12 protein-coding genes are annotated in these 11,328 nt (G+C 70.3%); 2 read left to right on the plus strand and 10 right to left on the minus strand.

All coding sequences use genetic code 11. The features are described 5' to 3' along the window. Positions 1-8: 8 nt before the first annotated feature. Entirely contained in the window at positions 9-422 is a 414-nt protein-coding gene (locus tag A5775_RS16805) for a ChaB family protein (RefSeq protein WP_067254749.1), read from the minus strand. A gap of 133 nt (positions 423-555) precedes the next feature. Here A5775_RS16805 and A5775_RS16810 point away from each other — a divergent pair, with 133 nt between their 5' ends. After that, entirely contained in the window at positions 556-972 is a 417-nt protein-coding gene (locus A5775_RS16810; RefSeq protein WP_067254752.1) for a MarR family winged helix-turn-helix transcriptional regulator, read from the plus strand. A gap of 9 nt (positions 973-981) precedes the next feature. On the opposite strand, the gene A5775_RS16815 is transcribed toward A5775_RS16810, so the two are convergent. The 3 genes from A5775_RS16815 to rpsB form a co-directional block, all read right to left on the minus strand. After that, a complete protein-coding gene (locus A5775_RS16815; RefSeq protein WP_067254755.1) occupies positions 982-2,403 on the minus strand; it encodes an amidase in 1,422 nt (473 codons plus the stop codon). Positions 2,404-2,473: 70 nt separating this feature from the next. Further along, on the minus strand, positions 2,474-3,289 hold the full coding sequence (gene tsf, locus A5775_RS16820) for a translation elongation factor Ts (RefSeq protein WP_067254758.1): 816 nt from the start codon (positions 3,287-3,289) through the stop codon (positions 2,474-2,476). Positions 3,290-3,301: 12 nt separating this feature from the next. After that, complete coding sequence (rpsB, locus tag A5775_RS16825) at positions 3,302-4,147, minus strand: 30S ribosomal protein S2 (RefSeq protein WP_067254761.1); 846 nt, start codon at positions 4,145-4,147, stop codon at positions 3,302-3,304. 301 nt (positions 4,148-4,448) lie between these two features. Between rpsB and A5775_RS16830 the strand changes: the two genes are divergently transcribed. Further along, positions 4,449-4,961: a M23 family metallopeptidase gene (locus A5775_RS16830; protein ID WP_067255025.1), complete on the plus strand. Its 513-nt coding sequence runs from the start codon at positions 4,449-4,451 to the stop codon at positions 4,959-4,961. Positions 4,962-5,149: 188 nt separating this feature from the next. Here the strand turns inward: A5775_RS16830 and A5775_RS16835 are convergent, their stop codons facing one another. From A5775_RS16835 to A5775_RS16860, 6 genes are read right to left on the minus strand one after another with little or no spacing between them, the layout of a single operon-like run. Next, entirely contained in the window at positions 5,150-6,046 is an 897-nt protein-coding gene (locus tag A5775_RS16835) for a tyrosine recombinase XerC (RefSeq protein WP_067254764.1), read from the minus strand. Between the two features lie 32 nt (positions 6,047-6,078). Beyond that, complete coding sequence (locus A5775_RS16840; RefSeq protein WP_067254767.1) at positions 6,079-7,239, minus strand: lactate 2-monooxygenase; 1,161 nt, start codon at positions 7,237-7,239, stop codon at positions 6,079-6,081. Positions 7,240-7,264: 25 nt separating this feature from the next. After that, positions 7,265-8,134, minus strand: coding sequence for a siderophore-interacting protein (locus A5775_RS16845; RefSeq protein WP_067254771.1), 870 nt, complete (start codon positions 8,132-8,134; stop codon positions 7,265-7,267). Between the two features lie 34 nt (positions 8,135-8,168). Further along, a complete protein-coding gene (gene dprA / locus A5775_RS16850; RefSeq protein ID WP_067254774.1) occupies positions 8,169-9,347 on the minus strand; it encodes a DNA-processing protein DprA in 1,179 nt (392 codons plus the stop codon). Further along, the gene (locus A5775_RS16855; RefSeq protein ID WP_067254777.1) at positions 9,344-10,855 is read right to left on the minus strand and encodes a YifB family Mg chelatase-like AAA ATPase; all 1,512 of its coding nucleotides are present in this window, start codon (positions 10,853-10,855) and stop codon (positions 9,344-9,346) included. Before A5775_RS16855 ends, dprA begins: the two co-directional genes overlap by 4 nt. Beyond that, a complete protein-coding gene (locus A5775_RS16860; RefSeq protein ID WP_067255028.1) occupies positions 10,855-11,229 on the minus strand; it encodes a YraN family protein in 375 nt (124 codons plus the stop codon). Before A5775_RS16860 ends, A5775_RS16855 begins: the two co-directional genes overlap by 1 nt. Between the last annotated feature and the right edge of the window lie 99 nt (positions 11,230-11,328).

Here is an 11,328-nt window from a genome sequence, read left to right on the forward strand (position 1 = left end):
GGGTGGTCTCAGCGGCCGCGGACCCGGCGATTGTGCTTCTTGATCGCCTCGACCAACTCCGACTTGTTCATTGTCGATCGGCCCGGAACATCGAGCCGGCGGGCCACGTCAAGCAGATGCTTTTTGCTTGCGTTGGCGTCGACGCCCTCGGCCGATTCGCCGGACGGTTGTCGCCCGCCACGCTCGGCGCGCTCGTCGGACGGGCCCTTCTTCTCCTTGGGCTCCCAATGGTCGCCGACCTTTTCGAAACTGTGCTTGACCGCGGCGTAGGCCACCCGGTGGGCCCGTTCTTCGCTGCCGTACTCGTCGGCGGCCGCGTCGTGGGATTTCGCGAACGTACGTTGGGCTTTGGCGTTGGAACGCCGCAAAGTGCTGGGCAATTCGCTCTTTTTGGGCGCTCCGCCTTTTGTCGTTTTCGGCATCGAACCTCCTCGCGTGCCAAAAGCGGTGTGGGAAACGTGTTACCGCCGGTCGGTTACCCCGTTGTCAGGGCGGCAATCGCGGTCGGTGAGAATGTGCGCATCGGCCCGCCGAAAGTATGTCAACATGGTTGATATGAATCAGGACGACGCGCCCCTTGGTTATTTGCTCTACCGGGTGGCGACGGTGCTGCGACCAGAGGTTTCCGCCGTGTTGAGTCCGTTGGACCTGGCCCTGCCCGAATTCGTTTGCCTGCGCATCCTTTCGATGTACCCGGGAATGTCGAGCGCCGAGTTGTCCCGCCATGCGGGCGTCACCCCGCAGGCGATGAACACAGTGCTACGCAAGCTGGAAGGCGTCGGGGCGGTGGCGCGGCCCTCATCGGTGTCTTCCGGGCGCGCGCTCCCGGCCAAGCTGACCGGTCCGGGCCGCGCCCTGCTCAAGCGCGCCGAAGCGGCGGTGCGCGGCGCCGACGCCCGGATCCTGGGCAAGCTCACCGAAACTCAGCAGCGCGAATTCAAAAGGATGCTCGAGAAACTCGGGGACGACTAGCGCGTCTGATCACCCGGCGTCCTGGATGCGCGCCCACGGCCGCGCCTCCTCGAGCTCGTAGGCCAGTTCGAGCAGCAGCGCCTCCTGCCCCATACCGGTCGACAGCATCATGCCCACCGGCATCCCGTGGGCAGACTGGGCCAACGGCAGCGAAATCGCCGGTTCACCGGTGACGTTGTGCAGCGGGGTGAACGAGACCCATTCGATCAGCCGGCCGATCACCTGCTGGTAATCGGTTGGCGCCAGGAAGCCGATGCGGGGTGTCTCGTCGGCGACGGTCGGTGTGAGCACCGCGTCGTAGGTCCCGAGGAACCGCGCAGTGCGCCGCCGCGCCCCACGCAGGCGCATGATCGCCCGCGGAAGGCGGTGCAGGTTGCGGCTGGTGTGTCGCATGAGACCCAGCGTCAGGCAGTCCAGCCTGTCGCGCTCGAACGTCTCGCCGAACATGTGTCGTCCGCCGCGCACCTGGGCCAGCGCCAAAAACCCCCAATACAGCACGAAATCGTCGACGAAGCTGGCCGCCACCGGCGGTTCGTCGACGTGTTCGACGCGGTGGCCGAGCTCCTCGAGCAGACCGGCCGACTTCAGCGTCAGTTCCCGTAGCTCGGGACTGCACTCGCGCTGCACCGAGCGGGTCAGCACCGCGATCCGCAACCGCTGTCGCCCGGGGCCGGTGACGTCCCCGACCGGCGCGAGCTTGGGGTTGCGCCGGATCCGCTCGGCCTCCCGGTAGAACGCCGCGGTGTCACGCACCGAACGGGTCACCACGCCGTTGACGACGACGCCGACCGGCATCCGGCGCAGCGTCGCGTCCAGGGGCAACCGGCCGCGCGACGGTTTGAGCCCGACGAGACCGTTGCAGGACGCCGGGATACGGATCGAGCCGCCGCCGTCGTTGGCGTGCGCGATCGGCACCACACCGGCGGCGACGAACGCGCCCGATCCCGATGATGATGCGCCGGCGGTGTATTCGGTGTCCCACGGGTTGCGGACCGGACCCAGCCGCGGGTGTTCGGCCGACGCGCTGAAACCGAATTCCGACAACTGCGTCTTGCCCAGTGAGGTCAACCCGGTGGCCAGATACAGCTGGGTGAACACGCTGTCGGCGACGGCATCCCAGCGCGTCCACGCGTCGGTGCCGTGCATCGTGGGCTGGCCCGCGACGTCCACGTTGTCCTTGATGAACGTCGGGACGCCGGAGAAGAAGCCGCCTGCCGGGGTGGCCTTGCCGGCCTGCGCGGCGACGGCCCGGGCTTGCTGAAAACCCGCGTACGCCAACCCATTTAGGGCCGGGTCGACGGCCTCTGTACGGGCGATCGCCGCCTCGACAACCTCGGCCCTGCCGACCCGCCCGGATCGGATGGCCTCGGCGAGGCCGACCGCATCCAGATCGCCGAGGGCGTCGTCGCCGAAAGCGTGCACGTGCCGCATAGCAGTGACGCTAACTGCGCACGCGGGCCACCGTAAGGTTTTGCGTCTTGTTCGCGCCGGCGGGCAGGCCTTAGGCCTGCCCCACCTCGAAACGCACGAACCGGGTCACCGTCACACCGGCGTCGTCGAGCAGCGCCTTGACCGTCTTCTTGCTGTCGGACACCGACGGCTGCTCGAGCAGCACGGCGTCCTTGAAGAAGCCGTTCAGCCGGCCCTCGACGATCTTGGGCAGGGCCTGCTCCGGCTTGCCCTCCGCCTTGGCGGTCTCCTCGGCGATGCGGCGCTCGCTGCCCACGACCTCCTCGGGCACGTCGTCCCGGGACAGGTAGCGGGCCTTGAGCGCGGCGATCTGCAGCGCGACCGCGTGCGCGGCCTCTTTGTCGGAGCCCTGGTACTCGACGAGCACGCCCACCGCCGGTGGCAGATCGGCCGACCGCCGGTGCAGGTAGGCCTCGACAGTGCCGTCGAAGTTCGCGACCCGGCGCAGTTCCAGCTTCTCGCCGATCTTGGCCGAGAGCTCGGCGATCGCCTGCTCGACGGTCTTGTCACCGATGCTGGCGGCCTTGAGGCCGTCGACGTCGGTGGCCTTCGACGACACGGCGGCCGCCACGATCTGGTCGGCCAGCGCCTGGAACTCCGCGTTCTTGGCGACGAAGTCCGTCTCGCTGTTCAGCTCGATGATCGCGCCACCCTGGGTGGCGACCAGACCTTCGGCCGTCGCCCGCTCGGCACGCTTGCCGACGTCCTTGGCGCCCTTGATCCGGAGCGCCTCGACGGCCTTGTCAAAGTCGCCATCGCTGTCGGCCAGCGCGTTCTTGCAGTCGAGCATGCCGGCACCGGTGAGTTCCCGAAGCCGCTTGACGTCGGCAGCGGTGAAGTTCGCCAATGGTCAGCCTTCCTATGAGGGGTCGGTAGTGGGTTCGGGCGCGACCGCAGCGGCATCGGTGGGGCCGGACGCGGGAGCGGTCGCAGCGGCGGAGGCCAGCAGTTCCTGTTCCCATTCGGGCAGCGGTTCGGCGGTCTCGGCCTCGGGCTTGCCGTCGGCGCGGCCGACGCCGGCACGGGCCTGCAAACCCTCCGCGACGGCCGACGCGATGACCTTGGTCAGCAATGCGGCCGAACGGATCGCGTCGTCGTTGCCCGGAATCGGGTAATCGACCTCGTCGGGGTCGCAGTTGGTGTCCAGGATCGCGATGACCGGGATGCCGAGCTTGCGAGCCTCGCCGACTGCGATGTGCTCCTTGTTGGTGTCGACGACCCAGATCGCCGACGGCACCTTGGCCATGTCGCGGATACCGCCCAGGCTGCGCTCCAGCTTGTTCTTCTCCCGGGTCAGCATCAGGATTTCCTTCTTGGTGCGGCCCTCGAAACCACCGGTCTGCTCCATCGCCTCGAGCTCCTTGAGACGCTGCAGCCGCTTGTGCACGGTGGAGAAGTTGGTCAGCATGCCGCCCAGCCAGCGCTGGTTCACATACGGCATCCCGACGCGGGTCGCCTCGGCGGCAACCGATTCCTGCGCCTGCTTCTTGGTGCCGACGAACAGGACGCTGCCGCCGTGGGCGACGGTTTCCTTGACGAACTCGTACGCCTTGTCGATGAAGGTCAGCGTCTGCTGCAGGTCGATGATGTAGATGCCATTGCGGTCGGTGAAGATGAACCGCTTCATCTTGGGATTCCAGCGACGGGTCTGGTGCCCGAAGTGGGTGCCGCTGTCGAGCAGCTGCTTCATGGTTACTACGGCCATGCTGGTGCCTTACTTGTGTCGGTTGTCGCCTGGCATCGGGTGAAGCCGGGCCCTGGCGCCTGCGGCGATGCCGGACCCGGCGGGAAAAACCCGGTCGGGACCGCCCGGCATGCGATTGCGTTCTCCTAGTGGAACCGGAGACGCGATGCGGACGCGCGAAGTCAGCCCGCGAACGAGCTGCGACCAGCAGTTTACACCGAGTCAGCAGGTGGTTTTGCCACGCTTCCCCAAGCGGCGTCGCCGTCCACAAAACCGGCCAGGCCGGATGGACTCGCCGGACGCCCCGCGCTGCACTGCCTGGATGCGATGGATTGCGCTGCTGCTGAGCGCGGCCCTGGCCAGCACGGTACCGGCGGTTGCCGACGGGGATCGCCTGGACTGGCCGTTGCGCCCGCGCCCGGCCGTCACCCGCGCCTTCGACGCCCCGGTGCAGGATTGGCATCCCGGGCACCGCGGCGTGGACCTGGCCGGCACCGCCGGTCAGCCGGTGTTCGCCGCGGGTGCGGCCACCGTGGTGTTCGCCGGGCTGCTGGCCGGACGGCCGGTGGTGTCACTGGCTCATCCCGGGGGATTGCGCACCAGCTACGAGCCGGTCCGCGCGGCCGTGCGCGCGGGCCAGCAGGTGATGGCCGGGACCGAGATCGGTGCGTTGGTCGCCGGTCATCCGGGGTGCTCGGCCGCGGCGTGTTTGCACTGGGGCGCGATGCGGGGCCCGGCGTCGAGGGCCCACTATGTCGACCCGCTGGGCCTGCTGAAGTCCACCCCGATCCGGCTCAAACCGTTGCAGCCGGCCAACGCCACGCAACGTCAGTAACAGCGGCCACAGGCGCCCCTCCGCCGGTGGGCGGGCGTTGTGCCCGCCTCACAGCGACAATGTCGCGGCGGGCCGGTGACCTGCGAAAATCGGCTGTCGCTATGAGGTGGGCAAACGCCGTGCCCATCCGCCTCAGGGGCTGTTGTGGCAAGCGGGGCCCATGTGGCGTCGGGAAGGCGGGGCGGTACTCAGGCCCGGGGGTGGGCCTGGTCGTGCACCGCACGCAGCCGCGACACCGCGACGTGCGTGTAGAGCTGCGTGGTCGCCAGGCTGGAATGGCCGAGCAGTTCCTGGACGACGCGGAGGTCGGCCCCGCCTTCGAGCAGGTGTGTGGCCGCGCTGTGCCGCAGGCCGTGCGGTCCCATGTCCGGTGCGCCGTCCACCGCGGCGACGGTCTGGTGCACCACGGTGCGGGCCTGGCGAACGTCGATCCGGCGTCCCCGCGCGCCCAACAGCAGCGCCGGGCCCGACTCGGCGTTGACCAGGGCGGGGCGCCCGTCGGCCAGCCACGCATCCAGGGCGTCGGCGGCCGGCGCCCCGAACGGCACGCTGCGCTGCTTGTTGCCCTTACCGAGGACCCGCAGCAGCCGATGCCGGGTGTCCACGTCGTCGATATCCAGACCGCACAGTTCGCTGACACGGACCCCGGTGGCGTAGAGCATCTCGACGATGAGCCGGTCCCGCAGCGCCATCGGATCACCTTGCTGCGCACCGGATTTAGCGGCGGCCAACGCGTCGAGGGCCTGATCCTGGCGCAGCACCGCGGGCAGGCTGCGGTGCGCCTTGGGGACCTGGAGCCGCGCAGCCGGATCCCCGTCCAGCAGGCCACGCCGGGCGGCCCAGGCGGTGAACGCCTTGACCGCCGAGGTGCGTCGGGCCAGCGTCGTGCGGGCGACGCCGGCCGCGGCCGCGGCGGACAACCACGAGCGCAGCAGCGGCAGGCTCAACCCGTCCAGGCCGGCGCCGCGCTCGCCCGCGAACGCGAACAGCGAACGCAGGTCGCCGAGGTAGGCGCGACGCGTGTGCGCCGAACGCAGGCACTGCAAATCCAGGTACTCGTCGAACTCCTCGAGGATCGCCTGCACTCCCCCACGGTCGCAGGGCCCCGCGGGGCGCTCTAGCCGACGCGCCGAAGCGTGTCCGGGGTGAGATCTTTGAGCGTGGGATAGCCGTCGACGGCCATGATGAGGTCCGCTTCGGCGAGGATCGAGCGCAGCACGTGCACGATGCCGTCGTCGCCGCCGAGGGCCAGGCCGTAGGCGTACGGCCGGCCGATACCCACTGCGGTGGCGCCCAGCGCGAGTGCCTTGACGACGTCGGCTCCGCTGCGGATGCCCGAGTCGAACAGCACGGGCAACCCGTCGGCCGCCTCGACCACGCCCGGCAGGCACTCCAGCGCGGGCAGGCCGCCGTTGGCCTGGCGGCCGCCGTGGGTGGAGCAGTAGATGCCGTCGACGCCGCCGTCCTTGGCGCGCCGGGCGTCGTCGGGGTGACAGATGCCCTTGATGATCAGCGGCAGGTCGGTCAGCGACCGCAGCCAGCCAAGGTCCTCCCAGGTCAACGGATTTCCGAAGGTGGTCACCCACTGCAGCACGGTGCCTTGCGGGTCCTCTTCCGGCGGGCGGGCCAGGCCGGCGCGGAAGACCGGATCGCTGGTGTAGTTGCTCAGGCAAAGGCCCCGCAACTGGGGAAAGTTCGCCGTGGACAGGTCGCGCGGGCGCCACCCCGGAATCCAGGTGTCGAGGGTGACGATGATGCCCTGGTAGCCGGCGGCTTCGGCCCGCCGCACGAGGCTGGCGGCCAGGTCACGATCTTTCGGCGTGTACAGCTGGAAGAAACCGGGCGTCTCGCCGAACTGCGCGGCGACGTCTTCCATCGGGTCGGCGGTCAGGGTGGAAACAACCATCGGGACGCCGGTGGCCGCGGCCGCACGCGCGGTGGCCAAGTCGCCGTGGCCGTCTTGAGCGCAGATGCCGATGACGCCGATTGGCGCCATGAACACCGGAGACGGCAAGCTCAGGCCGAACATCTCGACCGACAGGTCGCGGTCGGCGGCGCCGACGAACATGCGCGGGATCAGGCCCCAGCGATCGAACGCCTCCCGGTTGGCCCGCTGCGTGCGTTCGTCCCCGGCGCCACCGGCGACGTAGGACCACACCGAGGGCGACATGGCCCGCTCGGCCCGCGCCTCCAACTCCGCGAAGGCCATCGGCAGCGCGGGCGCCACCCCGCCCAGGCCCTTGAAGTAGATCTCGTTCTGGTAGTCGCCGAATGCCATGGAAAAGAGAATGCCAGCCGAGCCGTCAGGTGGACGAGTTCGCCGTCTCTGCCGCGGATTCTGACTGGGCCAGTTCCTTCTTCCACTGGCGGAACGTCTCTTCGGTGCGGCCACGGCGCCAGTAGCCCGAGATCGACGAGGCCCATTTCGCGTCCACGCCCCGCTCCTTGCGGATGTAGGGCCGCAGGTTGTGCATGACGGCCTGCGCCTCGCCGTGGATGAAGACGTGCACCTGCCCGGGCAGCCACGGGGAGCTGGTGACGGCCTCGATCAGCGGCGCGTGGTCGCCGGCGCGGTCCTCGGGAACCAAGTCGGCGCGGCCGCCGCGATACACCCAGTGCACCTCGACGCCTTCGGGTGCGGTCAGCGGGATCTCGTCCTCCTGACCCGCCACCTCGATGAAGGCCTTCCCGACCGCGCTTTGCGGCAACGCTTCCAGGGCGGCGGCGATGGCCGGCAGCGCCGATTCGTCGCCGGCCAGCAGGTGCCAGTCGGCGGCCGGGTCGGGCGTGTACGCGCCGCCGGGGCCCATCAGGTAGATCGGCTGGCCGGGCTGGGCCGTCGACGCCCATTGGCCCGCGGTCCCGTGCTCGCCGTGCACGACGATGTCCAGTGCGATTTGGCGGGCTTCGATGTCGACCTGTCGGACGGTGAGGGTGCGCACCGATGGCCTTTTCTCCGGTGGCAGCCCGGCGAAGCTGTCGAGGGTCAGCGGCTCGGGCAAGCCGGCCACGTCCACGTCGTCGGCGACGAATACCAGCTTGACGTAGGAGTCGGTGAACTTGCTGGGCACGAAGGCGTCAAAATTCTTGCCCCGCAGCACCACCCGCACCATGTGCGGGGTGAGTTGCTCGGTACCGACAACTTCGAAGCATTGCAGTGGTCGACCTGCCACGTGTCCTCCTGTCCGATGCCCGACTCGCCGTCGACTATACGAGTCGCCGCGTCGGCGCGGCTCGGGCTGCGGCGGCGCGGACGATTCGCCAGCGCCCGTCCTGTCGCTGCACCAACCCGGCCAGCTCGAGCATCGCCAGCGGCCCGAGCACCTGTTCGGGTATCAGCCCCGACGCGACCGCGGTCTCGTCGACGGTGGCGGCGCCGCGGCCGGGCAACGCCTCGTATACCCGGCGCTCTGCGTCGCTCAGGCCGTCCAACGGTGTGACCGGGCGCGGCTCGTCGGGGGCCAATTCGCCGATGTGGCCGATGAGCTCGACGATGTGGTCGGCGCGGGTGACCAGCTCGGCGCCGTCGCGCAGCAGAGCGTGGCAACCCGCCGACGCCGACGACGTCACGGGCCCGGGCACCGCGGCCACCACTCTCCCCAACGCGCGCGCCCAGGCCGCGGTGTTCCCGGCGCCGCTGCGCAGACCCGCTTCCACCACCACTGCCGCGCCCGCGACGGCGGCCACCAGGCGATTGCGGGTCAGGAATCGGTGGCGGGCCGGGCGGACACCGGGCGCGTATTCGGTGAACAACAGCCCGTGCTGGCCGATGCGGTGCAGCAGCGCGGTGTGCCCGCTCGGGTAGGGGACGTCGAGCCCGCCAGCGAGGACCGCCACGGTGACCCCGTCGCAGTCCAGCACCGCCCGGTGCGCGGCGCCGTCGATGCCGTAGGCGCCGCCCGAGACGACAGCGACGTCGCGCTGCGCCAAATCGGCCGCCAGTTCGCGGGCCACCTGCTCGCCATAGGGCGTCGAAGCGCGCGTCCCCACCACGGCGGCCGCCCGTTGCGCGACCTCATCGAGTCGGGCGGGTCCCTGCGCCCACAACACCATCGGCACAACCATCGGTGGGCCGCCGCGGCGGCGTGGTTCGGCGCCGCGGAATGCGGCGAACGCCAGCAGCGGCCACTCGTCGTCGTCGGGGGTGATCAACCGCCCGCCCCGCCGCGCGATCGTCTCGAGATCGGCCGCGGAGGTGTCGATGTCGCGCCTGGCCTCGGTGTGCCGCGCCAGATCCTCGTCGACCGATCCGCGCCGGACCCGCTCGGCCGCCTCGACCGGCCCGGCGCGTTGCACCAGGGCGGCGAGCCCGGCGCAGGGCGGTTCGGCCACCCGGGACAGATAGGCCCACGCGCGCAGCGCGGCACCGTCGGTTGCGGCGCTCATCGCTGCGCCCCGGGCTGGCGGAAGCTGAGCGCGGCCGCGACCTCGTCGAGCCCGGGCGACGTGCGGCCGGCCAGGTCGGCCAAGCTCCACGCCACCCGCAACGTGCGATCGAGCCCGCGGATGCTCAGCAACCCGCGATCCAGCGCCCGTTGCAGCGGCTCCATCGCCGCGGTGCTGGGACGGAACTTTCGGCGCAGCAGGGTCCCGCTGACCTCGGCATTGGTGCGGAAGCCGTGCGGCTGCCAGCGCTGCGCGGCGGCCTCGCGCGCCGCCGCTACCCGGTGACGAACCTGTGCCGTGGATTCGCCGTCGCGTCCCGAGAACGCGGTTGCCCGCACGGGATCCATCTGCACCCGCAGGTCCACGCGGTCCAGCAGGGGCCCGGACAACTTGCCCAGGTAACGGCGTTTGGATGCCGCCGGGCACATGCAGTCCTGCGGATTGGCCGGCGCGCACGGACACAGGTTGGCGGCCAGCACCAGCTGGAATCGGGACGGATAACACGCCACCCCGTCGCGGCGGGCAAGGCGAATCTCCCCGTCCTCCAACGGTGTTCGCAACGCCTCCAGAGCGCTCACCCGGATCTCGGCGCACTCGTCGAGGAACAGCACCCCGCGATGGGCCCGGCTGACGGCGCCGGGGCGCGCCATCCCGGAGCCCCCGCCGACCAAGGCCGCGACGCTGGAACTGTGATGGGGCGCCACGAACGGCGCCCGGGTGATCAACGGAGTGTCCCCCGACAGCAACCCGGCCACCGAATGGATCGCGGTGACTTCCAGTGACTCGCTTTCCGACAGCGGCGGCAGCAGGCCCGGAAGGCGTTGCGCGAGCATCGTTTTGCCCACTCCCGGCGGGCCGGTGAGCATCAGGTGGTGTGCCCCGGCGGCAGCCACCTCCACCGCGAAGCGCGCCTGCGTCTGCCCGACCACGTCGACCAGATCCATCACCGGCTCCTCGATGGTGCCGTCCGGACGGATCCGGTTGTGCAGGGCGCCGGTGCCGCCGAGCCATTTCTGCAGCTGCCCCAGGGTCCGCACGCCCCACACGTCGATGCCGTCCACCAGGCTGGCCTCGGCAAGGTTGTCCACCGGGACCACCACGGCCGGCCATCCGTCGCGTTTGGCGGCGAGCACGGCGGGCAGCACTCCGCGCACCGGCCGGACCCGTCCGTCCAGTGACAGCTCGCCCAGCAGCACCGTTTTCTCCAGCCGGTCCCACGGGTTCCTTCGCTGCGCCGAGAGCACCGCCGCGGCCAGGGCGATGTCGTACACGGAGCCCATCTTCGGCAGCGTCGCCGGCGACAACGCCAGCGTGAGCCGCGCCATCGGCCAGGTGTTGCCGCAGTTGGCGACCGCGGCCCGGACCCGGTCGCGCGACTCCTGCAGCGAGGCGTCGGGCAGACCCACCAGGTGCACGCCCGGCAGTCCGGACGTGATGTCGGCTTCGATCTCCACGATCTCGCCGTCCACGCCGCGCACCGCGACGGAGAACGCGCGCCCCAGCGCCATCAGCCGATCCCTTGCAGGTGCGTGATCTCGGGGGTGCGGCGGCGACCGACCCGCACGCCGATCACATCGATGCGGATCGCCGCCCAACGCCGATCCTGGCCGGCCAGCCACAGCCCGGCCAGCCTGCGCAACCGCCGGACTTTGCGTGGCGTGACGGCATGCGCCAGTCCCCCGTACCCGTCGCCGGTGCGGGTTTTGACCTCGACGAACACCACCGTTGAAGTGTCGTCGCAGGCGATGATGTCGAGTTCGCCGTAACGGCAGCGCCAGTTGCGGTGCAGGATCCGCAAGCCCGTCCGCGTCAGATGATCCACGGCGAGCGCCTCACCCATCGCCCCCAGCTGGATCCGGGTCATCGTCGTTTCGGTTGTCATGCGGCCACCGTGCCCGGTGACCCTGACGGGGCGGACCGCCGACGCGCCCCGCAGCCACTCGCGCCGGCCGGTTATCCCCAGTGCGGCGTCCATCCACAG

It is taken from the genome of Mycobacterium sp. 852002-10029_SCH5224772 (assembly GCF_001667315.1).
Classification (GTDB): Bacteria; Actinomycetota; Actinomycetes; order Mycobacteriales; family Mycobacteriaceae; genus Mycobacterium.